26 protein-coding genes and 1 pseudogene are annotated in these 25,389 nt (G+C 28.7%); 4 read left to right on the top strand and 23 right to left on the bottom strand.

The window, feature by feature from the left end; translation table 11 throughout:
- Positions 1-185: 185 nt before the first annotated feature.
- The 4 genes and pseudogenes from CLSA_RS09980 (at position 186) to CLSA_RS24555 (ending at position 930) form a co-directional block, all read left to right on the top strand.
- Complete coding sequence (locus CLSA_RS09980) at positions 186-488, top strand: hypothetical protein (RefSeq protein ID WP_022746156.1); 303 nt, start codon at positions 186-188, stop codon at positions 486-488.
- A complete protein-coding gene (locus CLSA_RS24290) occupies positions 482-604 on the top strand; it encodes an IS66 Orf2 like protein (RefSeq protein WP_022746153.1) in 123 nt (40 codons plus the stop codon). The genes CLSA_RS09980 and CLSA_RS24290 overlap by 7 nt, the downstream gene beginning before the upstream one ends.
- Positions 605-654: 50 nt before the next feature.
- Positions 655-705 (top strand): annotated as a pseudogene (locus tag CLSA_RS24560) (hypothetical protein); the annotation flags it as partial.
- Positions 706-735: 30 nt separating this feature from the next.
- On the top strand, positions 736-930 hold the full coding sequence (locus CLSA_RS24555; protein WP_022746149.1) for a hypothetical protein: 195 nt from the start codon (positions 736-738) through the stop codon (positions 928-930).
- Between the two features lie 290 nt (positions 931-1,220).
- Here the strand turns inward: CLSA_RS24555 and CLSA_RS09970 are convergent, their stop codons facing one another.
- The 23 genes from CLSA_RS09970 to CLSA_RS09860 all read right to left on the bottom strand — a co-directional run bounded on the left by CLSA_RS09970 (position 1,221) and on the right by CLSA_RS09860 (position 25,221).
- On the bottom strand, positions 1,221-2,447 hold the full coding sequence (locus CLSA_RS09970; RefSeq protein ID WP_022746146.1) for an IS256 family transposase: 1,227 nt from the start codon (positions 2,445-2,447) through the stop codon (positions 1,221-1,223).
- 418 nt (positions 2,448-2,865) lie between these two features.
- Positions 2,866-3,219 (bottom strand): response regulator, encoded by a 354-nt coding sequence (locus CLSA_RS09965; RefSeq protein WP_022746143.1) that lies wholly within the window; start codon positions 3,217-3,219, stop codon positions 2,866-2,868.
- Between the two features lie 247 nt (positions 3,220-3,466).
- Positions 3,467-5,272, bottom strand: coding sequence for a chemotaxis protein CheW (locus CLSA_RS09960; protein ID WP_022746140.1), 1,806 nt, complete (start codon positions 5,270-5,272; stop codon positions 3,467-3,469).
- Entirely contained in the window at positions 5,265-6,029 is a 765-nt protein-coding gene (locus CLSA_RS09955; protein WP_022746137.1) for a ParA family protein, read from the bottom strand. The genes CLSA_RS09960 and CLSA_RS09955 overlap by 8 nt, the downstream gene beginning before the upstream one ends.
- 200 nt (positions 6,030-6,229) lie before the next feature.
- Positions 6,230-6,457 (bottom strand): hypothetical protein, encoded by a 228-nt coding sequence (locus CLSA_RS09950; RefSeq protein WP_022746134.1) that lies wholly within the window; start codon positions 6,455-6,457, stop codon positions 6,230-6,232.
- Positions 6,458-6,506: 49 nt separating this feature from the next.
- The gene (locus tag CLSA_RS09945) at positions 6,507-6,920 is read right to left on the bottom strand and encodes a response regulator (protein ID WP_022746132.1); all 414 of its coding nucleotides are present in this window, start codon (positions 6,918-6,920) and stop codon (positions 6,507-6,509) included.
- Positions 6,917-8,341, bottom strand: coding sequence for an Hpt domain-containing protein (locus tag CLSA_RS09940; RefSeq protein ID WP_022746129.1), 1,425 nt, complete (start codon positions 8,339-8,341; stop codon positions 6,917-6,919). Before CLSA_RS09940 ends, CLSA_RS09945 begins: the two co-directional genes overlap by 4 nt.
- 6 nt (positions 8,342-8,347) lie before the next feature.
- Entirely contained in the window at positions 8,348-9,319 is a 972-nt protein-coding gene (locus CLSA_RS09935) for a sensor histidine kinase (RefSeq protein ID WP_022746126.1), read from the bottom strand.
- A gap of 10 nt (positions 9,320-9,329) precedes the next feature.
- On the bottom strand, positions 9,330-10,376 hold the full coding sequence (locus CLSA_RS22020; RefSeq protein WP_022746123.1) for an ATP-binding SpoIIE family protein phosphatase: 1,047 nt from the start codon (positions 10,374-10,376) through the stop codon (positions 9,330-9,332).
- 33 nt (positions 10,377-10,409) lie between these two features.
- Positions 10,410-10,808 carry an anti-sigma regulatory factor gene (locus tag CLSA_RS09925; protein WP_041716226.1) on the bottom strand — a complete coding sequence of 133 codons (399 nt, stop codon included), beginning with the start codon at positions 10,806-10,808 and terminating at the stop codon, positions 10,410-10,412.
- Positions 10,795-11,211 (bottom strand): STAS domain-containing protein, encoded by a 417-nt coding sequence (locus CLSA_RS09920; protein WP_022746117.1) that lies wholly within the window; start codon positions 11,209-11,211, stop codon positions 10,795-10,797. Before CLSA_RS09920 ends, CLSA_RS09925 begins: the two co-directional genes overlap by 14 nt.
- A 13-nt stretch (positions 11,212-11,224) precedes the next feature.
- Positions 11,225-12,085, bottom strand: a complete 861-nt coding sequence (locus tag CLSA_RS09915; protein WP_022746114.1) for an STAS domain-containing protein — start codon at positions 12,083-12,085, stop codon at positions 11,225-11,227.
- A gap of 99 nt (positions 12,086-12,184) precedes the next feature.
- Positions 12,185-12,646: a chemotaxis protein CheX gene (locus CLSA_RS09910; RefSeq protein ID WP_022746111.1), complete on the bottom strand. Its 462-nt coding sequence runs from the start codon at positions 12,644-12,646 to the stop codon at positions 12,185-12,187.
- Complete coding sequence (locus CLSA_RS09905; RefSeq protein WP_022746108.1) at positions 12,636-13,121, bottom strand: chemotaxis protein CheX; 486 nt, start codon at positions 13,119-13,121, stop codon at positions 12,636-12,638. Before CLSA_RS09905 ends, CLSA_RS09910 begins: the two co-directional genes overlap by 11 nt.
- Before the next feature lie 37 nt (positions 13,122-13,158).
- Positions 13,159-13,530 carry a response regulator gene (locus tag CLSA_RS09900; protein WP_022746105.1) on the bottom strand — a complete coding sequence of 124 codons (372 nt, stop codon included), beginning with the start codon at positions 13,528-13,530 and terminating at the stop codon, positions 13,159-13,161.
- 18 nt (positions 13,531-13,548) lie between these two features.
- Positions 13,549-15,786: a chemotaxis protein CheA gene (locus CLSA_RS09895; protein WP_022746102.1), complete on the bottom strand. Its 2,238-nt coding sequence runs from the start codon at positions 15,784-15,786 to the stop codon at positions 13,549-13,551.
- Positions 15,787-15,788: 2 nt separating this feature from the next.
- The gene (locus tag CLSA_RS09890; protein ID WP_022746101.1) at positions 15,789-16,157 is read right to left on the bottom strand and encodes a response regulator; all 369 of its coding nucleotides are present in this window, start codon (positions 16,155-16,157) and stop codon (positions 15,789-15,791) included.
- 2 nt (positions 16,158-16,159) lie between these two features.
- The gene (locus CLSA_RS09885) at positions 16,160-17,002 is read right to left on the bottom strand and encodes a CheR family methyltransferase (protein WP_022746100.1); all 843 of its coding nucleotides are present in this window, start codon (positions 17,000-17,002) and stop codon (positions 16,160-16,162) included.
- Positions 16,999-18,852 (bottom strand): HEAT repeat domain-containing protein, encoded by a 1,854-nt coding sequence (locus CLSA_RS09880; RefSeq protein ID WP_041716225.1) that lies wholly within the window; start codon positions 18,850-18,852, stop codon positions 16,999-17,001. The genes CLSA_RS09885 and CLSA_RS09880 overlap by 4 nt, the downstream gene beginning before the upstream one ends.
- Before the next feature lie 62 nt (positions 18,853-18,914).
- Positions 18,915-20,024, bottom strand: a complete 1,110-nt coding sequence (locus tag CLSA_RS09875; protein ID WP_022746097.1) for a protein-glutamate methylesterase/protein-glutamine glutaminase — start codon at positions 20,022-20,024, stop codon at positions 18,915-18,917.
- 98 nt (positions 20,025-20,122) lie between these two features.
- Positions 20,123-21,592 carry a chemotaxis protein CheW gene (locus tag CLSA_RS09870; RefSeq protein ID WP_022746096.1) on the bottom strand — a complete coding sequence of 490 codons (1,470 nt, stop codon included), beginning with the start codon at positions 21,590-21,592 and terminating at the stop codon, positions 20,123-20,125.
- An 18-nt stretch (positions 21,593-21,610) separates the two neighbouring features.
- On the bottom strand, positions 21,611-23,599 hold the full coding sequence (locus tag CLSA_RS09865) for a methyl-accepting chemotaxis protein (protein ID WP_022746095.1): 1,989 nt from the start codon (positions 23,597-23,599) through the stop codon (positions 21,611-21,613).
- Positions 23,600-24,123: 524 nt separating this feature from the next.
- Positions 24,124-25,221, bottom strand: a complete 1,098-nt coding sequence (locus CLSA_RS09860) for a GGDEF domain-containing protein (RefSeq protein WP_022746094.1) — start codon at positions 25,219-25,221, stop codon at positions 24,124-24,126.
- Positions 25,222-25,389: the final 168 nt, after the last annotated feature.

Below are 25,389 nucleotides of genomic sequence, written 5' to 3'. Positions count from 1 at the left end.
TCTGTTTATTTTTACTCTCATAAAATCCTCTTTATTATTTTGATATATATTGTTCTATACTGTAGATGTTTTGTAAGCGTCAAAAATTCAGTAAATAGAATATAAGCACTTCCTTTGATAAAATATAGAAAAATTCTATTCTTAAAGGAAGTGTTTTTTATGGGAAAAGAATCGAACCATAACTTATGAAAAAAACTATAAACGAATTTTATGCCTATAATGGAAATATGGGATTAAGTAATTTTTGCAAAGGAAAAAATATGACTAAAAGTCAATTTCATTATTTCAAGAAAAAGCTAAACATAAATAAAGAAACTGTAATTTTTCATGCTGTATCTTTAAATGAAGATGCAAACATTATAAAAAGTACTGAGACATCAGCCGCAAACGAAGTTATAATATCAATTAGAAAAGCCAAAATACATATCCCTTCAAGTGAAATATTATTGATATCTTCAATAATAAAGGAGCTGATGGCAAAATGTTAAATATAGATAAAGTAGAAAAAGTTTATCTTGCCTGCGGCTACACAGATTTAAGAAAAAGCAGTGATGGATTAATTATGATTGTTATAATCGCTGATTTAGATAAAGAAGCCCTTTAGGTAAGGCACTTGATTATGCTAAAAAGCATTTACCAGGATTAAAAAATGTATTATTAGATGGGTGTTTAGAAGTTGATAATAATGCGGCTGAAAGAGCGATTAAACCTTTTGTTATAGGAAGAAAAAATTTCTTGTTTGCAAATACTGCTAAAGGTGCAACTTCAAGTGCTAATATTTATAGCATTGTTGAAAGTGCCAAAGCTAATAATCTAGTTGTAGAAAGGTATTTAGTCTATCTATTTGATAATCTATCAAAGATAGATTTATCCTATAGCGATAGCTTGGAAAATCTTATGCCTTCCTCTAATAAGATTCCTAAAATATGAAAATTAAAGATAGGGAATAAATTAATCCTAGTAAAGCGTATTCGTGCCTTACTAGGATATTTTACTGCTTCTTTTAAAAATATTAAAGGTGCCAAAATTTTGACGCTTACGTTACTACCGAGAATGTAGAATAACTTGTGTAAATTGAATATTTGATATGTTATATAACTGGAAATTTTATTTCCAGTTATATTTTTATCTTTCTTTTGAAATACTAAAACTGGATATTATTATATTTTTAGTTTGTGCCAAAAAAGATAATATATGCATAATTTCATAAAATGGACAAACTATACAGCTAACGCTTCGTTGATTCTTTCTTTAAACATTATTTCAAATTTTAAAAGTGTAACACCCCAGTTTGGAAGTGGTGAAGTCCATTTTTTCATAACTTGATCTGTTGCTAAATACAATGACTTTCGTAATGAATCATCAGTTGGAAATACAGTTCTAATCTTAGTGAATTTTCTTAGTTGCCTATTAAAACCTTCAAGTGTATTGGTAGTATAAATCATCTTTCTAATTTCTTTAGTATAAGAAAAATATGTAGATAATTTATCCCAGTTTTCATACCATGAATCCACTACAGAATCATAAAGATTATCCCATTTTTTCTTCAACTCATCGAGCTGCGCTAGCGCAATTTCCTCTGTATCTGCTTTATAAACAAGCTTCAAATCTTTCATAAATTCTTTTCTGTTTTTATAAGAGACATATTTTATCGAATTTCTTATTTGATGTATTATACAATTTTGAATACATACCTTTGGAAAAACAGCTCTAATTGCGTCTGGTAAGCCTCTTAATCCATCCATACATGCAATTAAGATGTCTTTAACGCCACGATTATTTAAATCATTGCATACACTTAACCAAAATTTTGCACCTTCAGCTTCGCCTATCCAAATTCCTAAAATATCTTTATAGCCATTCATATCAACTCCCATACAAATATATGCTGCTTTAGAAACAATTCTATGTTCATCTCTTACCTTAAAATGAACCGCATCCATATATACTATAGGATATACTGGGTCTAACATTCTGTTTTGCCATTCTGCTGCTGCGTCCATCACTTTATCTGTTATTTTCGATATCATTGATGGAGAGACATCTATACCATAGAGCTCTTCGAGTTCGGATTGAATATCTCTTGTAGACATTCCACGTGCATACAAACCAATTATTTTTTTATCCAGTTCACTACATTCTGTTTCATACTTTCGAATTGCTCTTGGCTCAAACTCTGATTTTCTGTCTCGTGGAATATCTAAAGGTACCTCCCCGTAACTACTTCTAACATCTTTTTTAGAATAACCATTTCGATAATTCTTTTCACTTTCGTTATCGGCTCTTTCATACTTCTCTCTGCCTAAATGTTCATCCATTTCCGCTTCAAGCAATTGTTGCATAACATCTTTTAATAGCTTTTGCATCAATCCATTCTTACCTACAACATCATCCATGCTTTTACACTTTTTAATTTCTTCTTGATAATTAATATCTGGTACTTTCATTTGGAATCCTCCCTTATTATTTTCAAGTATATTATTCCAAATCTACCATCAAACAATACAAAAAAAGAATGTAGTAGATTTGTTTTACACAAATCTAGCTACATCCCCTTACTACCAAATAATTATTTCTATATAAAATTGTACCCAACAGAGAATATGAATTTTTCTGTTGGGTTTATTTTATCACTTAAATTATACTCCCGCTACGCGTCGATTCTTTGACGCGTACAATAAAAGTATCATCTTCATAAAGTTTTTTCATTGAAAATATAAAATTATTCCTACACCTCAATATAAGCTTATTAGGAGATATTTTTTATAAAAATCAATGAATTACAACGGTTTTCCAATCTTATAAGTAAGTTATTACTTATAAGATTGGAAAAGTAAATACTTAGTTTAACATCATCAATTAATGCTATATCTTACTTAATGACTGAATAACTTTTTCTTCTTTAAAAGGTTTTATTATAAATCCTTTAGCACCATTCATTATTGCTTCTCTAACAATAGATTCTTGACCCATTGCAGATATTATTACTACCTTAGCATTTGGATCTAACTTTTTTATTTCCTGTAATGCTTTAACTCCATCCATTTCTGGCATTGTTATATCCATAGTTACAATGTCTGGGATTAACATTTTATATTTATTAATAGCATCTATTCCATTTACCGCATCCCCTATAACTTCAAATCCATTTCTTTCTAATATGTCCCTTAAAGAAAGTCTCATATAAACTGCATCATCAACAATCAAAACTTTTTTCATTTAATTTTCTCCTCGTATAAAAATTTTTTTTAATTTTAAACTAGGACGTGTCTAAAAACTTAACAAATAAAATTAAGAAAGAACCAGAAAACAAGAGATTCATACTCTAATTAATGGTTGTTTTCTATTAGTAAATCACATTAATTTGACTATTTATATAGTAATAAATAGTTCTCAGACACGCCCTAATTATCATACTATTTTCTTTGATTATATTTAAATTAATTTTCACCAAATGAATAGAATTTTATATAAAATCTAAAATTTCATTTATGTTAAGATAAAGAATAATTCGTTTACCATCATTCGGCTTTATAATTCCCTCTACATATCTTCTATTATTATCTGCATTTAAATCTTCAAAATAATCTTGAAATATATCCTCTGAAAGGTTTAGAACTTCTGATGCTGAATCAATGCGAATTCCTACTTTCTTATTATTTATTTTTACAATTAAAGTTTTGAAATAAGAATCTTTACTCTGAATTTCTAAACCAAACAATGTTCGTAAATTAATTAATGGAATCATATCTCCTCTTAAATTTATTAATCCTTCAACAGCATTTTGTCTATTAGGGAAGCTTGTAATTTTATTAATTGTATTAATTTCTTGAACAAAATCAATACTAATTCCATATTCTTCATTTTCTATTTTAAAAATCACAATACTTTTTATTATTTTTTTTAAATCTAATGTAGATTTATTATAATTATTTGAAACAATTTCAGTGATTTCATTAACCTTAAAATTCCATTGTATTTCCTCAAGATTTAAAATATTATATGGATCCAATATTGTAACTACTCTTTTACCATTATCCATATTAGCAAATTCTTTCACTATTTTAACATCAATATTTCCAACAACTTGCCATGGCTTTAATAAATCTTTTTTTGAAACCAATTTTACTTCTGAAACTTTATCAACAATTACTCCATATATTAAATTTCCTGTATTAACTATGAGTATGCTTCGGTCTTTGCTGATACTTTCACTATCTATATTTATAATTTTAGCAAGGTTTACTACTCCAATGAGTTCATTTCTTAATGAAATAATACCTTCTATAAAATCCGAAGAATTTGGTACCTTTACAACATTTGGAATTCTAATAACTTCCTTTATTTCGGATATATGAAATGCATACTCAACATCATTTATACTAAAAATTATTAGCTGCTCATTTTCTTCAATATCCTTAATAAAAGCTGATACTTTTTCATTTGATTTTTTATATGCATTGACTAAAATACTTCCAAGACCATTTATATTTATGATACTTTGTGCATCCATAATCATAATTAATCTTTTTCCATTTTCAATCATTATAATGCCATCAATATAGCCTTCCTTCGTATCATCAGTATTTTCACATATTAATTTTATATATGATTTATGAACAGCTAACACCTGTAAAACTTTATCAACAATAATGCCTACAATACAGCCGCCAAATTCCATAACTATGACTCTGCTATTATCTTTATATTCACTTTTAGATATGTTATATCTCTTATGAATATCAATTATAGTAACAAGTTCCCCTCTTAAATTAAATACTCCTTCAACATAAACAGAATTAGGTACTTTCTTAATTTTTGGTATCCTAATTATCTCTTTTACATTAACTAATTCTATTGCATATTCTTCATTGTTCACCACAAAAATTACATACTTGGTTTCATCGCCTTGCCTTTTATCTGCATTTTCACTACTATTTTTATTTTTTTCATCTACACTTTCACACTTTTTTGCCACACTTTTAGTTCTTTTACTAGCACTTTTAGTTTCTTTATTGGCAGCTTTATGTACTTTCTTTGTACTTTTGATTGCTTTATTGATGTCTTTTTTTCCTTCACCAATATTAATATTGACTTTATCAATACTTTTATTATTGGACAACTCTAAATTATCATTACTTAACTTATCTTTTTCAAGTATAAATTCATTGGAATTATGTGATTCTATAGCCTTTTGTTTCTTTTTATTAATTTCCTGTTTTATCTTATCAATACTGTTTAATACCTCTTTATTTACCTTACTTCTAGGCATTTGTGCTTACCAGCCTCTCAACTATTTTAAAAAACTGTTTAGCAGAATCTTTATCATATTCATATACGGTTTTCCCTAATTTCCCTGCTTCTGTAATCTTTACTCTTCTATTGATTGGTTCAGCCAAAAAATTACTTTCTGAAAATAATTCTTTAAGCAGCTGCATGTTCTCCCTAGATTCACTTGTTCTTTGATCATACATATTAGGTATTATTAACTCTATCATCTCTGGATTCAATCTTAAGTCAGATAGATACTCATATATATTTCCAATAGCTCTAACGGATGCTGATTCTACCTGAACTGGAACTATTATGTTATCAACAAAGCATAAAACTGCATCATTAACTTTACTTCGTTGAGGTCCACAGTCAATAATAAGATAGTTATACTCCATGGTATTTATGCCTTGTAATTTTTCTTTTAGTATTAAATCAATTCTTGATTCTCTATAAAACTCTGTATTTATAATGTCTATGTGCTTAGATGGGAGTAAGTCCAAATTATCCCTTACATTAATTATGCACTCTGAAAGTTCAACATCCTCTCTTTTGTTAATCAAATCGTAAAATGTCTTTTTATAATCTTGATCAGAAATGCCAAGAAATAAACTTGCATCATTTTGTCCATCCATATCAATCAACAATACTTTATTCCCTAGAAGGGCAAGTCCATGTGCAATATGTACAGAAATTGTACTTTTTCCCACACCACCTTTATTATTAAGTACTGCATATTTCAAAGGTTCATTAATCATACTAACCTCCTATCTTGTAAAAATATACTTATTTAGGCACATGAAAATAAATAACAGGTCCAAAGTTACCATAGATAATTTTTCATCAACCAAAGAGGCAAATCGCCCTCATAGCGGATCTATTAGGTCAATTTACCAATGCAGTATGATGGAAAATAGTCTGGTAAATGGACTTGTTATTTTTTTGAATGTGCCTTAAATTAATATTCAGGAGAAAAAATTACGAAATACATTTTAATTCCATCACTTATTAACTCAAAACCCAAGTAACCATCGCACAATAAAATATGAATTTTTTTTCTAATTTCTTCTATACTGCATTTAATATCATTTTGTAATATTATCTTATGAATTTCTGCTAATGTGTACATTTCTGTATCATTAGTTTTTAATACTTTTAATAATATTTCATCATCAAACTGAGTCATATTTTTTTCTCCTTTATGCCCTGCAATTGATTTTTATTTACTTATAATTTTATTTTGATACAAGTCCCCTTATGGACTCTCTCCATCTCTCTAACTTCTGTATAGAGTAATCTATAATTTCAATAATATATTCAATACTTTTAAAAGGTTTAAGAATATAATCATTTGCTCCGAATTCTAAAGATTGTATTGTTATTTCCATTGTTGAATATCCAGTCATCATTATTACTTGTGTCAATGCATCATAAGCTTTAGCTGCTTTCAAAAGATCTATACCATTCATATTAGGCATTACAATATCAGTTATTACAATATGAAACTTATTGTTTTTTATCATTTCCAGTGCTTCTACTGAATCATTGCATGTCTCTACATTATATCCTTCAAGTATAAGATTCTTTTTTAATGATAATAAAATCTCTTCTTCATCATCGATTATCAGTATTTTATATTCCTTTTTCATAATTCCTCATACCTTTCTTTATTATTTTTTATAAGTAAAACTGCATTTATTTCACTATTGCACTGCCTAATATTATCAAAGTCTCCTATGGCTTCAAATATATTGTATAATCTCTTTTTATATTTTCCTCCATTTATAATAACCAGTTCAATACCTTCTTCTTCCAATGAATTATTAACTTTAATTAATTTCTTAATCTCATCACTTTCAAGTATTTCTACTTCACTTACATCAAGAAGCACATATTTAAATATTTTTTTATTAAGCTTACTAGATATATTATCTAATCTTTCGATATTTTGCTTGTCCAGTTTAAGTTCAACGTATTTAAAAATTATTTTATTCTTAAAAGTATTATATATTTTATAAATCAAGCATTCATATAAACTATTTGTACTGTTAAATAACTCCTTGCAAGAGTTGTTATCAATCATGTATATTGGTATATCTAGAAATGATTTCAATTCTTTAATTAGCATTACTATCTCTTCGCTAAACTCATTCGATTCTAAAATTTTTTCACAGTTTTCATATAAATTATTTATATCCTTCTTTGCTTTTTTACTAAAAGAAACATTGTTATAGTATTTTCCTATAGATAGAAAATTATTTAATAAAGCAAATAAAATACATACCTTTTCAGTATAATCTGTTAATTCTTCTCTTGATGAGATTGCATTAGTAACATCAATAATCTTAATTTTTTTTATAAATGGAATATCTAATTTATTAAATAATTGTTCACTATCAAGATTTGTTTTAAATAGACATTCGTAATGACTAACTGGTTCATTAATTTGCATTGATATCATAAAATCAACTTCTGGATATGAATAGCATATCTTCCCATTTTCATTCATTGAATTAATAATCATAAAACTTGTTATTGATTGCATCATATCTTCAACATCAAATAGTATATGAACGAAATATGTCTGATAAAACTTTTCATTATAATTATCTTCCTTTTGAGAATTTGTTATAATAATCGGTTGTTTATCTTCTATATCTCCTGTATCTTCACTTACACTACTTATTAGCTGATCCATACGTTCTTCAATATCTAAAGTATTTTTTATTATGTCATAATCAATATCATCATTTCTATACTGTCTACGAAAATTAAATAATTCCAAAAGCTTATCTATGGAACTAATGCAAAGATTAGAATTATCTGAATTAAACTCTAAATCCCCATCACGCACATGGTTTAATATATCTTCTAATTTATGCGCTAAGCTTGAAATTTCATTAAAGTCTACAGCTGCTGAGCTACCTTTAATTGTATGAATACACCTAAAAAGACTGTTGAGCTCTTCCATACAAAATGACTTTTCCAAACCTATCATACATCTTTCTGCTTCATCTAAATTTTCACAAGTCTCTTCAAAGTAAACTTCTAAAAGCTCGTTTTGATTCATATTTTATCACCTACCCTTAGGAAATATAAGAGTGAACTCTGTACCTTCATTTATTTTGCTCTGTACCTTAATACTTCCCCCGTGTTCCTTCATAATTCCGTGTACTATAGATAATCCGAGTCCAGTTCCACCATCCTCTTGGTGAGTAGTGAAAAATGGATTAAAAATCATATCTAAATGCTCTTTATTTATTCCGCAACCATTATCCTTTATAGAAATATTAAGAATATCCTTATCTTCTGATGCAAATATAATAATTTGACCATTTTCTTCTTTTTTATGTTTTATTGCTTTAATCGAATTTAAAAATAGGTTAATTAGAACTTGTTCTATTTTCTGCTTAGATGCATTTATTTCATATCCGTCTTGATTAACTTTATTAATCAAGATTACCTTATTTTTTGTTAATTCAACCTTAATTAATTTGTACGCTTCCTCTATAAATTGATTTATATTTATTTTTTCATAAAATAACTTTTCTTCTTTCGAAAAAGCTTTAAGTGCACTTATTATTTCCATTATTCTCTCTGTTCCTTTATACATGGAAGTCATAATGTTTGGAACATCGCTTACAATTGATGTACAGAAATCCCCTTCATCTACACTTATTTTTTTTTCTAACAGCTTCCAATATTTTTGCAAAAGTTCTATATTTGCTCTTATATACGTATTTGGATTATTGATTTCATGAGCTATTCCAGCAATAAGCTGCCCTAAGGAAGCTAACTTATCAGCCTGGATTAAAGCATTTTCCTGCATTTTAATTTTTTCTAACTGTTCTTTGTTAGAAATCTTAAGTTTAGTCAGAAACTCATTTTTTTCTTTATCGTTACTCAACATATCTTTATTCAAATCCTCAAAAGCTTGTAAAATATTAAGTACTTCGTGATTAGTTTGAATAAGTTCCTTTGTTAGATCTCCAACTTGTTCTTCTAATTCAATATTTCTTCTAATCAGGTATTCCCTATCTTTGCTCATAAATTATCCTCTAAATAACTGCCACTAAAACAGTCGCATCATCATTATCTCTTGCAAAATCTCTAAATATCATGTTAGAAAGCACCGCAGGATTATGTACTGGTATATCCAAATATTCATCATACTCCCATTTATCTGATATGCCATCTGTGTTCATCGCTATAATTCCTCCATTTTCATATGAGCTTTGCTGTACATTGACTCTCGTATTAAGAGAAACACCCAAAGTACCATTAGTAGCTATAAATTTTTTAGTTTTGTTATTTAAGATGTACCTTAGCTGAACATTTCCAATACTTCCATATTGAAATCTCTTTGTCTCCTTATCAATTATACATACACCAATTACGGCACCTCTTGTATTTTTCATACCATTATCAATACTATAAAGCAATTCCTTTAATGACTTATAATTATTTTCCTCTAGCAATTCTTTTGCTCTAATTGCAGCTTTGTTAGCCTCTATTCCATGACCTAAACCATCTATAAGTGCAAAAATTACTTTATTATTAAATTCTTTAATGTAATATACATCTCCGTTTATTTTACATCCCATATAAGGTCTACTCATTACACTTATCTTAACTTCTTTTGTTCCTATATATAAGCTATTTTTAAGCCATTTCTGAGTTATAACAATAGTTCCAATTCTATTATTCCCCCCCAAGTGTCCATATCCAATATACTTTCCTCGATTAGTACTTGTTCTAGAATAAAGTTCAAAGCTGTCCATTAATCTTTTAGTTGCTCCAAGTCCCCCACCCATTGTCCCCTTTGTAGATATTCCATCTTTTATAACCTCATCCACATTAAGAATTCCAGGGCCTTTATCCTCAGCTATAATTTCAATTCCAACTCTTCCGTTCATTTCTAATTTTTTAAATATTAGTTTACCTTCAACTGAATGATGCTTTATTAAATTTGAACAAAGTTCATTAACTACAATGGATATTTCTCCTATTTCTATACTAGAAAATCCTGTTTCTTTGCTCTTTTCTGCTATATATCTTCTAACTTTTCCTATATCCCAATCGTTACTTATTTCAAATATTTCCATATAAATGTATCACCATCAAAAATCAAATAAATATCACAACCATTTCTTTATTATGATCTCTGTTCCCTTCCCTAATAATGAAGTTACGTAAAATTCATCCATCAATCTCTTACTTCCAGACATTCCAAGCCCCATACTGCGGCCTTTAGAATATCCACCCTGCATTGCAAATTCTACATCTTCAATTCCAGGCCCATCATCCATAAAAGAAATTTGCAATCCGTGCTTTCTATCTTCAAAAACTTCTTGAAATTTGACCGTTCCTTTTTGTGCATATAGAAATATATTCCTTGCCAGTTCACTAACAGCAGTAATAATTCTTGTTTGATCTACAATTCCAAACTCTAGAATTTTGGATACTTCTCTTGCCTTTTGCCTTGCAACAACTATATCCTTTTCATACTCAATAGAAATTTCATTACATATCATCATTTCTCACTTTCAACAATTCATTAAAAAAAACTTCTTGAATTGCATTTGATTTTATTATATTCTCTAACATTTCTATTCCAGTTTCAACATTCATTGAAGTAGCAATTCCGTCTATATTAAATCCCATCTCTACAAGTGTTATAGCTACATTGGGCTTCATGCCTACAAGAACTGTTTCTGCTCCTAATAATTTAATCATTGCTGACATATCAGCTATAATTTTACCTAGATATGAATCCACCATATCCAAAATTGATATATCTATTAAAACGCCCTTCACTGTATTTTCATAAACCTTATTAAGTATATCAGATTGCAGCTTAATAGCTGATTTATCTGTTAAATCACCATCAAGTGATACAATCAAAAAGTTTCTTATTTTTATAATTGGAATTTTTCCCATGACTACTCTCCATTTAAATATTATTTATTGCTTTAACTACTTTGTAACTACACATTTCCATTGCTAATTTTATTCCATCCTCCATAATTGCCCTTGTTATCATTCCTGATAAGTCAACACCCAAATGAACTATAGTTTGAGCTATTACAGGACTAATTCCTGTAATTATTATCTCGGCACCAATAAGCTTTGTAGCTGTCGCCGTTTTTATTAGATGATTTGCAACTAAAGTATCTACAGTTCCAACTCCTGTGATATCTACTATAGCAACTTTTGAAGATGTATTAACTATCATTTCTAGCAATTTTTCCATTATCAACTGGGTCCTCTTACTATCTAGTGTCCCTATAAGTGGCACTGCTAATATCCCATCCCATATTTTTATTACTGGTGTAGATAATTCCATCATATCTTCTTGTTGCACTTTAATAATTTCTTCTCTTTCTTGTACAAAATAATCAAAAGAACGTAAACCAATTTTATCCAAAACATCCGATATTCTAATAATTTCCTTATTTAATAGTTCTTGAGAATCACTATAATAATCTTGAAGAGATTCAAATACAATACTCTTTAAAGAATAAATAAAATTAGTTGCTACAGTTGGAGTCTGCCCTCTTGTAGCCATCTTTTTAGAAAATTCTGCAACTATCTGGCCTATTTCTACAAGATCATTACTCCCCCAATTTATTTCATCATTTAACTTAAGCATAGTCAGAAAAGCATTGAAAATTTTTCTTCCCATTTCTTCTACTTCTCTTTCTTGAAAAACTCCACTACCTATAAGTTTGTGTGAGTTTAATTCAAGTAACCATTTTTCTAAAATTGTTTCTCTGTTTTTAATAATTTTAGCGTTCTCATTAGTATTGCTCATTATTTTCCGTCCTTCCAAATCATTTTAATTTATTATGTAATTTCTAGTAGATCACATCTGATTCTCTAATTAAATTATTTATATATTTTGCTTTTGTTTTTATACTTCTAATCCTATGTTTACTTCTATTCTTCCTATAGAAGTATCAATTTCTATAGTTATTGTTTCTACAGTACTAATAATGAAATACATATCCTTTCCCAAAATAGTTGATGGTGGTGTAATATCAGTTAAATACCCATTGCTATAAAGGAGTGTAGATGCATTACCTGTTATCATATTAGTAAGCTCCCCTATTGCACTTCTACCAACTTCATCTATCTTGTCAATACTCATTCCCATCATCATTATAGAAATAACCTTTTTAGCGCTCTCCTCTGACATTGAATATGATATATTTCCTCTTATATCTCCAACAATACCTATCATAGATGTTATTTCTAAGTCAACAAACATCTTTTCTTTTTTGTTTAAACCAGACATCTTTATATCAGTAATTCCCAGCTGTTCTAAAACACTCTTTACAGAATCTAGAAATGGATTTATACATTTAACATCCATCAAAACTACCTCCTTCAAAAGCTATATTCATTTTTAAATTTCCATACTCAGTTGTATAAATTCTAGATATAGAGTTTATTTTAGGTATGGCGATAACTACATCCTTTCCTGTAAATACTATTGGTGGAGAAAGTCTTAAACTTACTGAAAAAGAATTATTAATATCTGTAATAGCTGCACCTGTTATAGTGTTATTTAATTCTCCTATTGTAGCAAGCAGCATATCATCCCTTGGATTATCATAATCTTCCCCCATTATGTTTTTGGCTATTTTCATAGCTAAATTAGTTTCTATATCTAATAGTAATCTACCCTTGCCTTTTCCTGCAAAAGATATAATAGACGTAATACCAAATGAAGTTATATCACTATTATCTTTATACGCTTCACCATCTGAAGTTAATTTTATATCTGCCATTTTTATAAATGTTGTAATAATATTATCAGTAAATGCTGTCACGAAACTTGTATTCATAAATATCTCCTTATAATAAATAAATTTATCTAGTTATTTAGTCTTCAAGTACTTTTTTTAATACATCGAGAAGTTCTTCTTTGTTAAAAGGTTTTTTTATTATATAATTTATGCCTATTTGGTTAGCAGTCTCAATTATTTCTTCATCTCCCATTGCGCTCAGCATAACAATCTTTGCTTTTGGATTTATGCTCATTATCTCTTTTGAAGCTTCTAAACCATCCATAACTGGCATCGTTATATCCATTGTTACAATATCAGGTGATAATTCTTTGTATTTTTCTACTCCATCCTTGCCGTTTTTACCAGAACCACAAATTGTAAATTCATCATTTTCTAGAGCCCTTTTTATTAAAGCATGAATCATTGGCGAATCATCTACTATCAAAATTTTACATTTATTATCCATATATAAACCCTCTACTTTCTATTTTCTTGCCATTTTTATTATATCTCCAGAGTTCAATATCAAGACTACCTTTCCATCTCCAAGTAAAGTGGAACCAGATATTCCCGGTATCTCTCCAAGGCAATCACTTAATGCTTTAATTACAAATTCTTGTTCATTTAATAACTTGTCCACTACCAATCCTAACTTCTCAATTCCGTTAGTAATTAAAATTATGCTTAACTCTTCTACTTCTTCAATGTTATTTTTAAGTCCACCTATTAATAGAAGTTTGCTTAACCATTCTATTCCTATTATTTCTCCTCTCATGTGAGCAAAATGTTTATTATTAAATTCATAAATATTATCTTTATGAATTTTTACAGTCTCAATTATATTATCTATTGGTATAATATAATTTTCTGCAACACTTTGTATTAGTAAACCTCTTGATACAGCTAAAGTAAGAGGTAATTGAATTGTCATCTTTGTACCTTCATTAACCTCACTATCAATATTAACAATTCCATTTATTTTTGTTATATTGCTTTTAACTATATCCATGCCTACACCTCGGCCTGATACTTCGGTTATCTTCTTAGCTGTACTAAAACCAGGTAGAAAGATTAAATTTAATATCTGTTTCTTATTCATATTATTTAATACACTGGGTTCTATAAAACCTTTATCTATAACTTTTTTTGTTATTTCTTCACTATCAATACCTTTTCCGTCATCCTGAACCTCAATATATACATTCTTGTTCTTATTATAAGCACGTAAATATATTGTACCTATTTCATTTTTGCCTTTTTCAGCTCTAATTTTAGGGTCTTCAATACCATGATCTACTGCATTTCTAATTATATGTACCAACGGATCACTAATCCGTTCCACTATGGTTTTATCTATTTCAGTACTTTCTCCCTCAATAATTAAATTGACCTTTTTATTAGTAACTTGAGATACATCCCTTATAATTCTTGGCATTTTTTGAAATACTGTTTTTACTTCTATCATTCGCATAGACATCATAGAATTTTGCAATTCATCTGAAATTCTATTTACAGATGCGCCAATTTCCTTTACTTCCTTTGCAAGATCCGGAATATTATATTCTAAATTTAATCTCCTAGAAACATGCATAAAAGCATTCTTTGTTACCATAAGTTCAGCAATAGTATTCATCATTTTATCTAGCTTTTCTTGATTAACACGTATGCTTTGCAACTGAGTTTCTTTTTTTAGTGCTTCTTTTATCACTTCATCATTAGTATTAGAATTACTTTCATTTTTTATTTTTTTATTTTCCTGTTCTGAATGTTCCTTTAAATCCTTTGATAAATTTTCAATTTGTTTATTAATTTTATCAAGAATTATCTGCGCAGGTATATAAACTTCGCTAACTCCGCTGATTACACTTACACATAATTTTATATAATCTATAATTTCATAACTTAAATTAATATCTTCCCTTTTGAAACTAAAATTTTTATCTCTAAAAATTGACAATAAAGTCTCAAAAGAATGAGACACTAACGATATACCCTTAACACAAGCAAAACAATTATTATCTTCTTTTAGTATTCCTAACAATACACCAGTAATACCTTTTATACTATGAATACTTCTAAAAAGATCATTTATTGTGATTGCATCATTTTCGTTTTTATCTAGCTTAACCAAGTAGTCATTCTCTACTTTTTCTATATGTTCTAAAGCTTCTGTTATAAATTGTTCTTTAAATTCATCTAAATCTTTAGGATCAATTTCAAAAAAGAACGCCTCTTCGCTTTTATCATCTTTTACTTCTTCTTTGACTTTTTCTTGTTCATTATCTAAGATATTCTCAACTTTAACAAGAATCTCTGCAATTTTATCTTCGTTTTTTAATTCTATTTCAAATTTTCCTTCTATTCCTTCAGAATTTATAATATTAACTTTATCTTGGATATCATATATAAAACTGCTTAGCAAATCTAATCCTTCTATAAAACAATCCACAAATTCAGTACTTATCTCTATCTTTTTTTTCCTTAAATAATCTAATGCAGTCTCCATCCTATGACTTAATTTTGTAATTCCTACAAGACCTAAAAATGATGAGCCGCCTTTTATACTGTGAATAGCTCTAAAAACATCATTAATCAACTCATCCTTCTCTGCATTTGTTTCAAGTTTTAATATTTCTTTTTCAACTTGATTTGAAGACTCTACAGCTTCTTCTATAAATAAATTTAATATTTCTAAATCTGTACTTTCAAACGTATAGCTCATACCTACACACTCTCTTTTCTAAGGATTTCTTTAACTGTATGTATAAATTTATCAGGTTCTGTAGGTTTAATAAGAAATATATTCGCGCCAGCTTTCATGCTTTTTAATATTTCTTTTTGCTCATCCTGAGTAGATACTACTATTATAGGAGTCTTTATTTCTAATCTTCTTATTTCTTCTACTAATTCATACCCATTCATTTTTGGCATATTTATATCAGTAATAATAACACTGAATTCACTCTCTAATATTTTTTCATAAGCAACTAAGCCATTTTCTGCCGTATCTGATTCCATGGAAAACACTTTTAAAATATAGCTGTAAAAATTTCTAACCATTTCTGAATCATCAACAATCAATATCTTTTTCATACTTACAAATCCTCTCTGAAAGGTTTTGAATAAACTATTCCACTTCCAATTCTTTTAGCTTGGAAAGCAGAACTTATTCTTCCTATAGACTCTGAATGACCGAGGAATATAAAACCTCCTGGATTTAAACTGTAATAAAAACTATCTATTACTGTTTTTCTTGATTGGTCATTAAAATAAATCAGAGCATTTCTACAAAAAATAACATCATAATTTATCATTTTTTTCATTTCACTAAAATCAAAAAAATTTAACCTTTTAAATTCCAATGGTTTCCTAATCTTCAAATTAACTAAATATTTTTCATTTCTTTTTACAAAGTATTTATTAAGATACTCCGGTGGTACATCTTTTATTGATCTATTATCATATGCACCTATTTTTGCAAATTTAAGAACTTCATCATTAATATCCGATGCCGTTATCTTAATATCCCATTTTTCTGGTTTATCTAACATCTCATTTAGTATTATAGCTAAAGTATATGGTTCATCACCTCTAGAACAAGCCGCGCTCCATATATTGAGGGTGTAATCATTATTTTTTTCCTTTTCTTTTACTATAATTGGAAGCACCTTTTCTGCAAAATTCTGAAGTTGTGGAAAATCGCGAAAAAAATAAGTTTCATTAACTGTTAAATCATTAACAAGTTTATAAAATTCGGTTTCATCAACAGAGAATTTTATAAGATTATAATATTCTTTGTAATCTGAAAAACCTAATTCAATAGTGCGATTTTCAATTCTTTTTTCTACAAAATATTTTTTATTAGTCTCGTAGTATAATCCTGTTTTTCTATAAATGAACTCTGTAAACTTCTCATATAAAATCTCCGATAATATCACTTAACCACTTCCAATCTATAAAGCGCCTCTTGTACACACTCTCTGATATCAGGATTTATATCTTTAATTAGTTCACTTAAATATTCTATTGCTCGTTTATCTCCATATGCTCCTAAGCTTGTAATGGCTGCAATTTTCAAGAGAAGATTACTGTTCTCTAAATTTTGAACTATTAGTTTGTAACAATCCTCAAATTTATACTTATAAAGATTACATATAATTTCATATTTATTTTGCACGTCGTTTTCGCTTTCCAAAAGCCCCTTAAGAAAAACAAATGCTCTATGCTTACTTTCTTTGCTTATCTCCCTTATGACTACTCTTCTTACTTCTGCTTCACAATCTTGAGCCATAATGTACATGTATTTATAGAAATCATCATCAGTTCCAATTAACTTCATTATTCTAACTATTTTTTTTCTTATCTCTTTATCTTCATTATCTAAAGTTTCATCAATAACTTCTCCAGCCCTTTTACTATCTATGTAAAACAAAATTTCTAACGCCTCTACTATGGCAGAATCTTTCGCTTCTCTAATTATTTCTATAATTTTATCAATATCTATAAATTTACTATTTTCTATAAACCTTTTTACTATAATTTTTCTTAAATCAGTATTAGAACCAATAAATATCTTCATTAAAGTGTCTCTATCACTTACTGATTCAAGCTTTATCCCTTGTATTGCAATCTTACTCAATTCATGATTATTGCAATTAACAAATCGATTTAAAATCTCCTTATCATAATAGCTTTCAATTCTTGTAACAACATTTAAAGCCTCAACGCACATATTAGTATCTATTCCACTAATCAGAAAACTTTTTACAAATTCATTAAATCCTAAAATTCGCCTTCTTCTAATAAGCCTTAAAGTAAACACGTTTATTTGGGAATCATTATGCTTTATAAGCTCTGAGATAATATCTTTAGATAAATCTTTTTGATTCGCTACTATTTCAAATAAACCTTCAAAATAATCTTCGCTCGGAGAATTTATTAGCAATTCTTTTAAAAGTTCTATACTATCTATAGAAAATATAAATCCTAATTTTACTGCTGTTCTAATATTATCCAAGGTTAACTTCGGATTTTTAGAATTAATTTTATCTTCATAATATTCTTGGATCAAACTTATGACATCTAAGCTTAAGGTATCAACTTCATTTCTAGTAACTATTCCATTAATGCAGTAATCTAAATTATCATCATCAATTTGAAACATATTCTTGTATATAGTCATAGTCTTCTCTAAGTGCCTAATTGAACCTATATCACCTAGGGCCTTAACATAATAATTAATAATAATATTTTTTTCTAAAGTTGATAAACTAATTTCATCTAATCTCTCTTCTATATGCTGTGCAGCAGATTTTTCTCCTAGTGTAGAAAAGGCATTGATTAAAGCAACAATTATCCATATATTATTAGTTACTTTTAAAATATCTAATAACTTAGGAATAGCAGGAATGTATCTATTATAATTTACTATTTCTACAGCTGTTTGAACTATGTTGTCGTCATTGTCATTTAATGCAGCCAACGCAACTAAACTGCTTTTCTCAGTTTTTATTTCTTTTATTATATCTAATATGAATTTTCTTACATTTTTATCATTATGATAAACCATTTTGCTTATAGTATTAATACACATTTCGCCCATATCCTGTAATATTTCTATAGCTGTATTTCGAATACGGGTATCTTCTATTTCAAGCATTTTTCCAACTAAATTTGCAGTGTATTCAGATTTAAATTGTCCAATTCTATTCGCAATTATTTCTTGAGTATATTTATCTTTTTCATTTTTAAGTTCATTTATAAGATATTCAATATTACTTTCATTCATTTCTTGAAGCTCATAAAAATCTATCTCAATCAGCACCTTTCCAGTTGAATAGAATTGAATTATTATTTCATATTTACTGCTTTTATTATTTCCCTTGCTATTTTATATGAAGGCACTACTATATCAGCTCCGCCTCTTTTTATTGCTTCCCTTGGCATCCCATATACAACTGCAGTAGATTCATCTTCTGCTATAGTTATGCCGCCTGCTCTTTTTATTTTAACCATTGCATCTGCGCCATCGTCACCCATTCCAGTCATTAAAACTCCTATAGTTTTTTTAGGACCGAAACATTCAAGCACTGATTCCATAGTTATATTAACAGAAGGCATAAAAAGAGTTTGAGGCTGCTTGGTCAACCTTATCAGATTACCACCTTTTAGACTGCTACTTCTTACTAAAAGCTGATATCCCCCTGGTGCTAAAAATCCTCTTCCATTAGTAATAATATCTCCTGCCTCAGCTTCCTTAAAATCAATTTCAGTTGCTGAATCAATTCGCTTAGCAAATTGACCTGTAAATGATGGCGGCATATGCTGCACTACTATTATAGATGCTTTTAAATCACCTGGCAGCTGTGGAAGTACCTCCATAAGCGTGCTTGGTCCTCCTGTTGATATACCAATTACTACAACTTTTGAAAGATTGTCACTTATTGAAACCTTTCTTTCACCAATGATAGGTTGCTTATGATTCTTATTACTTCTAATTCCAATAAGTGTAGACTTCCCCCCCATAATTCTTTGATGCCTATTTCTTTTTTGGATATACTTGTAAGCAGCTTTAACTTTTTCTATTATTTCTTTTCCAACTATATATAAGTTTGAAGATACCGTTCCTGAAGGCTTACTAACATAATCAAATGCTCCTAACTCAAGCGCCTCAAATGTCTTCAATGCACCTTCTTGTGTAAGGGAACTTAAAATAAGAACAGCTACTTCTGAAAACTCTTCAAGAATATACTGCATAGAAGTTAATCCATCCATAACAGGCATGTTAATGTCCATTGTTACTACATCTGGATTTAGTAATCTCACTTTTTCTATGGCATCTTCTCCATCCTTGGCTATCCCAACAATTTCTAATTTGTCATCTGTAAGCAAAATCTCTTTTATTACTCTTCTCATTAACGCAGAATCATCTACTATTAATACTCTTATCTTATGTACCATTATAACCACCTTCTTAAATATTAAATTAACTACGTATTACTTATAAAATTCCATTTAGATTTTCAATTATGAATAACCTAAATGGAACTATTTATAATTTAAATATTATTATTGAAATTTAGTATTTGATTTAATTCCAGTATTATAACCATTCTATTTCCATTATCTATCTTACCAACTCCATCAATATATTTATTACTTTTACTTTTACTTAAGATACCTGGTGAACTTTCTATAAGATTTTTTTCAAATCTTAAAACTTCAGAAACTTCATCAACTATTATTCCTGTTTTCTTATTATCTAAATCAACAATGATAATTCGAGTTGAATCTGTTACTTCTTTTTCCTCCATTTCAAATAGTTTTCTTAAGTCAAGTGCCGGTATAATATTTCCTCTAAGATTTACAATACCATCAATAAAATATGGAGCTCTTGGAATTCTTGTTATTTCTGTCATTCTTGTTATTTCTTGAACAGAATTTATTTTTATAGCATATTCTTCACGATCTATCTTAAAAGTCACTAATTGCTCTTCAGCTAGCAATTGTTTTTCGATAGTTTTAAAATTTTCTTCTTTATTTTCTTCAAGCCCTGCAATTTTTTCTAATCTTTCTAGGGATATTAACTTTGTCGGTTCTAAAATCATAATAAGTCTTTTTCCACCATCTAATTTAGCTACCCCCTTAAGAGGCTCTTCTTCATTAGAAAAAATACTTGGTGGTGGCTGTATAATACTTTCTTGAACTCTTTTCACCTCTGAAACCTTGTCCACCATTATTCCACAGGTTATTTTTCCCATATCAACTATCAAAATTCTAGTATGATCATTGATTTGTGAAATCTCTAAACCAAAATATTTTCGCAAATTAATAATTGGCAACAGATTATTTCTTATTGATACTACACCTTCAATATAATCTTCAGTACTCGGAACTTTCACTATATCAATAACTCTTATTATTTCTTTTACCTGCATTATATTTATTGCATATTCTTCTTTATCAACCATAAAAGAAACTAACTGTTCTTCATTTATTTTTTCTTTTTCTATGAAATTATCTATTTTTTCTAAATCAGTACTAAAATCTTTTAAATCAATATTTTGAACTTCCTCAACATTTAAAACTTTTAATAAATCTAAAAGCAATATAATCCGGTTACCATTATCAAGTTTCAATACTCCACTTAAATAGTCCATATTTTCTGTTCTCATTATACTTGGAGTAGCTTCAATTTCTGAAGAATTTATTCTCATTACTTCTGAAACTCTATCTACTATTACACCCGTAGCCCTGCCATTTATATCAATTACAAGTACTCTACTGTTCTCATCTTTATCCTTTTTTTCCATGTTAAATCTTGTCCTACCATCTATGATAGGAAGTACATTTCCCCTAAGATTGCAGACACCCTCCACATAGAATGGCACATTGGGTACTTTTGTAATTTCGGAAACTCTTACTATTTCTTTTACATTCATTATATCTGCACCAAATTCATCGTTTCCAAGATGGAAAGTTACCAACTGTCTTTCTGTTAAACTCAAATTGTTTTCTATAGAAGCCATTTGTCACCCCTCCATTAATTACATATTTTGTAACTCATCTGCAAGCCCTGCTATCTCCTCTATAGCCTCTGCAAGTTCTTGCATTCCTTTAGATTGCTCTGTTGCCACATTGCTCGCTTCTTCTGTAGCTGCAGATGTTTCTGTAGCTGCTGATGAAATTTGTTCAACTCCCTTTTTAGCTTGTTCAAGTGCTACCATAGTTTCTTCAGAGCCTTTAGAAATTTCGTTTGTTCCAATTAAAATAACATTCATGCCATCTTGAATCAAATTTAAATTATCCGTTATTGTTTTTGCCTTTTCAACCTCAGCGAAAGAAGTCTTGCTAGATAATTCTATATCCATAGCAACTCTTGTAATCTGACTTTGAATTCCTCTAACTAAATCTTTTATCTTATCTGTATTCTCAGCTGATTCATTTGCTAATGTTCTTATATCTCCTGCTACTACTGAGAAACCTCTTCCAAATTCACCTGCTCTAGCTGCTTCTATAGATCCATTAACTGCTAACATATTAGTTTGAATTGTTACATTTACAATTGCATCTACAATTTTATCAATTTTTCTAGTAGTTTCCTCTAGATTCTTGATATTCTTTGCAGCCACATTACTAGCCTCTGCAGATGAACTAATTCCATCTATCATTACATCTACTCCTTGTTTGTTCTCATCAAGTAATTGCTGAAGCTCTGTAACTTTTTCTCCGGATTCAATTGATGTTGAATTCATTTGTGTTGCTCCAGCAGCTAATCTTTCACTAATTAATGCTGCTTTTTCTGTCAAGTTTGCTTGAGTTTCAGCTCCTATTGCAACTTGTTCAATAGCTCTCATTATCTCTGTTGCAACTGAATTTGCCTCTTCGACATTTGAAGAAAGTTCTTCAGCTGTAGATGCAAGTATTTCAGATGATTTTTGTGTATCTGTTGATACTTTTAATTCTTCTGATAACTGTGATAGTTCAGAAGATGCTATATTTAATTCTTCAAATGCTTTATTTTGCTCTTCTATTGATCTCTCTACTTCTTCTGCTGCACTGGTTTGCTCTTCTGCTGCTGCTGCTATTTGTTCAGATATTTCTAAAAATTCAGAAGCCCCATTATTTGCATCTGTTGAGTTTTCTTCAATTTCATTTATACCACGTTGCACTATGATAACATCTTCTTCAACTTTTACTAAATCCTCTGTAATTTTTTTAGCTTTTTCAATTTCTTCGTTTGCGGCTTTTCCTGAAGCTTCTATATCAGTAACAACAATTTTAACATTTTTTTGTATTTCATCTACTAAGTCTGTTATATTACGAGCAGATTTCTCAGATATCTCTGCTAAATTTCTCACTTCATCTGCCACTACAGCAAAACCTCTTCCATGTTCCCCTGCCCTAGCAGCTTCAATAGCAGCATTAAGAGCAAGCAAATTAGTTTGATCAGCTATTCGTACCACTGCTTGTACAATGTCACCTATTTCATCAGACTGTTTTTCAAGTTCATTTATTAACTTAACTGATTCAAGATTCGTTTTTGCTGCTTCTCCAATTCCTAATATAAGCTGCTCTGTATCTCTTGCTGTTGTTCTTATTAGTGCTTGAGCCTCAGTCATTCTATCTAATGATTCCTTTGCCCTTTGCATTCCTACAATAGAAGCTTTATCTATCTGATTTACTGCTGCTCTTGATTCTTCTGCTGCGGATGATGCTTGTACTGCTCCAGTAGCTATTTGAGTCATTGTAGCACCAAGCTCTCTTGAAGCTGCGCTTGCTTCTTCAATCCCAGCTGCTAATTGTTCTGTTGCTGTTGATATTCTTTCGGCCATTTGTTGTTGCTTAGCTAAAGTTCTTGATTTCATCTTTTCTTGTGCTTGCTTTCTTGCTATTTCTCTTTTCTTTTCCATAGCATCAGCACTATATTCTAACGAAGCACTTTTTGCACTAGTCCTTGTAGCTATTGAGCTAATCCTTTCACTCTTAACTTCCTTATTAAGTGCTGTAGCTGGTTTAGCAAGTTTCTTCTCCATTAATAATCTCCTCCTAAAATGTACCTGAAAATATAAAAACCTTTTTACCAAATATAACTAATCAAAATCATCTAAAAATATACAAATAAGATTTACTATTTTATAAAAATATACGATTAATTCAAATATTATATTTATTTGTAATCATTTAAACTTTATTTATCGCAAAAATAGCTTTTATTTTTTATTAATATGTTAAATTATACCTTAATATTAACATAAACTATATGCTATATCAACAAAGAAAAACGAAATTTTGAGTTTTTTGTTAATAATATTGCATATATCGAGTTTTTTCCAAAATTATAATAACTCGGTACCTAATATCTTTTATGATTATTTGCGATTTTTATACCTAATTTTATAACACTCTAAAATATTTGAATATTTTTACATGCGAATGAGATAAAAGTCTTCATTTCTTTGGTCAAATCATATTTTATGCAAATAATAAAATAGAGGATATACTCACAAAATAAGCATATCCTCTATTTATAAAATTTAAATTACCATTATATAAACATTTATACATTATGTTTTTCATTGTTAAATAACACCACTTTATTTCTTCCAGTGTTTTTTGCTTCATATAATGCAATATCAGCATTTTCAAGCAAATCATCAATTTGACTTGTCAGTCTAGGATATGATGATATTCCAATTGAAATTGTAATTTTTATAGTTTTATCATCTGAAATATAGAAATCATTATTTTCAACATTCTTTCTTAATCTTTCAGCAATTTTTACAGCTTTAGACTCTGAACAATCTAATAATATTATAGAAAACTCTTCCCCACCCATTCTAGATACGACATCATAAGTTCTACATGTATTAAGAAAGATTGGAGCTAAGCCCTTTAAAATAGCATCTCCTGCATCATGACCATAAGTGTCATTTATTTTCTTAAAAAAATCAACATCTATAAATAACATAGATAATTCTTTTTCTTTTCGTATAATCATCTGAGAAATATCATTAAAACTATTGTCAAATTGCCTTACATTATTCAAACCCGTCAAATAATCTTTTGTTGCTTCATTTTTTAATCTTTGATAAATTTTAACAGTTTCCAATATATATTCTGCATATTTAATTGAAAGATAAGATACTATTAAATATCCAGAATAGTATACAATCACTGCTTTAACAATTAATGGTTGATTTCTTGCTAATATAAACGGTACAATAACTGATATCATAATAAAAAGAAGCATAGAATAAATATATTTACTTTTTTTTGATAACTTTAATAAAGCAATAATTCCAAATCCAATCCCCATTAATAAAGCATCTATTAATCCAATTAGCGATATGTTAGAAATCCCTAAATATAAAAACCTAAAAATACCTATAAAAATAGAAGAAATAATTGAAGATAGAATACCACCATAAATAGAGGACAATAAAATTGCTATGTATCTAAAATCAATAAATGTGTCCGCTGTGATCGGCACACTATTTATCATCAATATTATACCTAATATCGCGTTATAAACTCCCCATAAAATCTTACTTTTAAGCAACATATCTGGGTAAACTTTCTTATTTCTAATAAAATGTTGAACAGCACTCATAGATGCTATTAAAATGCATGCATTCTGAAAAAAACTAAGAATCATAATTTGTCAGTTCCCCCTCATAAACCCAAAATTATTCGCCACTAAATTATAACATATTTAAAAATGCAACATTATTAAATTTTAAAAAAATCACTTTTTTACAAAACATAATATTTTTTCTTTTTTATTCATATATCCACTCTTATTTCACTTTTATTATTTATCAAG

This window comes from Clostridium saccharobutylicum DSM 13864 (assembly GCF_000473995.1).
Lineage (GTDB): Bacteria > Bacillota > Clostridia > Clostridiales > Clostridiaceae > Clostridium > Clostridium saccharobutylicum.
This window is presented reverse-complemented; position numbering and strand designations above follow the sequence as displayed.

Excerpts from the sequence above, each read along its gene's own strand:
- CLSA_RS09895 (WP_022746102.1), bottom strand. The coding sequence starts at position 15,786 with ATGAGCTATACGTTTGAAAGTACAGATTTAGAAATATTAAATTTATTT.
- CLSA_RS09870 (WP_022746096.1), bottom strand. The coding sequence starts at position 21,592 with ATGGCTTCTATAGAAAACAATTTGAGTTTAACAGAAAGACAGTTGGTA.
- CLSA_RS09965 (WP_022746143.1), bottom strand. The coding sequence starts at position 3,219 with ATGAAAAAAGTTTTGATTGTTGATGATGCAGTTTATATGAGACTTTCT.
- CLSA_RS09905 (WP_022746108.1), bottom strand. The coding sequence starts at position 13,121 with ATGAATACAAGTTTCGTGACAGCATTTACTGATAATATTATTACAACA.
- CLSA_RS09950 (WP_022746134.1), bottom strand. The coding sequence starts at position 6,457 with ATGACTCAGTTTGATGATGAAATATTATTAAAAGTATTAAAAACTAAT.
- CLSA_RS09865 (WP_022746095.1), bottom strand. The coding sequence starts at position 23,599 with ATGGAGAAGAAACTTGCTAAACCAGCTACAGCACTTAATAAGGAAGTT.
- CLSA_RS09910 (WP_022746111.1), bottom strand. The coding sequence starts at position 12,646 with ATGGATGTTAAATGTATAAATCCATTTCTAGATTCTGTAAAGAGTGTT.
- CLSA_RS22020 (WP_022746123.1), bottom strand. The coding sequence starts at position 10,376 with ATGGAAATATTTGAAATAAGTAACGATTGGGATATAGGAAAAGTTAGA.
- CLSA_RS09920 (WP_022746117.1), bottom strand. The coding sequence starts at position 11,211 with ATGGGAAAAATTCCAATTATAAAAATAAGAAACTTTTTGATTGTATCA.
- CLSA_RS09880 (WP_041716225.1), bottom strand. The coding sequence starts at position 18,852 with ATGAATGAAAGTAATATTGAATATCTTATAAATGAACTTAAAAATGAA.
- CLSA_RS09925 (WP_041716226.1), bottom strand. The coding sequence starts at position 10,808 with ATGATGATATGTAATGAAATTTCTATTGAGTATGAAAAGGATATAGTT.
- CLSA_RS09915 (WP_022746114.1), bottom strand. The coding sequence starts at position 12,085 with ATGAGCAATACTAATGAGAACGCTAAAATTATTAAAAACAGAGAAACA.
- CLSA_RS09970 (WP_022746146.1), bottom strand. The coding sequence starts at position 2,447 with ATGAAAGTACCAGATATTAATTATCAAGAAGAAATTAAAAAGTGTAAA.
- CLSA_RS09980 (WP_022746156.1), top strand. The coding sequence starts at position 186 with ATGAAAAAAACTATAAACGAATTTTATGCCTATAATGGAAATATGGGA.
- CLSA_RS09935 (WP_022746126.1), bottom strand. The coding sequence starts at position 9,319 with ATGAGCAAAGATAGGGAATACCTGATTAGAAGAAATATTGAATTAGAA.
- CLSA_RS09890 (WP_022746101.1), bottom strand. The coding sequence starts at position 16,157 with ATGAAAAAGATATTGATTGTTGATGATTCAGAAATGGTTAGAAATTTT.
- CLSA_RS24290 (WP_022746153.1), top strand. The coding sequence starts at position 482 with ATGTTAAATATAGATAAAGTAGAAAAAGTTTATCTTGCCTGCGGCTAC.
- CLSA_RS09945 (WP_022746132.1), bottom strand. The coding sequence starts at position 6,920 with ATGAAAAAGGAATATAAAATACTGATAATCGATGATGAAGAAGAGATT.
- CLSA_RS09955 (WP_022746137.1), bottom strand. The coding sequence starts at position 6,029 with ATGATTAATGAACCTTTGAAATATGCAGTACTTAATAATAAAGGTGGT.
- CLSA_RS09860 (WP_022746094.1), bottom strand. The coding sequence starts at position 25,221 with ATGATTCTTAGTTTTTTTCAGAATGCATGCATTTTAATAGCATCTATG.
- CLSA_RS09960 (WP_022746140.1), bottom strand. The coding sequence starts at position 5,272 with ATGCCTAGAAGTAAGGTAAATAAAGAGGTATTAAACAGTATTGATAAG.
- CLSA_RS09940 (WP_022746129.1), bottom strand. The coding sequence starts at position 8,341 with ATGAATCAAAACGAGCTTTTAGAAGTTTACTTTGAAGAGACTTGTGAA.
- CLSA_RS09875 (WP_022746097.1), bottom strand. The coding sequence starts at position 20,024 with ATGGTACATAAGATAAGAGTATTAATAGTAGATGATTCTGCGTTAATG.
- CLSA_RS09900 (WP_022746105.1), bottom strand. The coding sequence starts at position 13,530 with ATGGATAATAAATGTAAAATTTTGATAGTAGATGATTCGCCAATGATT.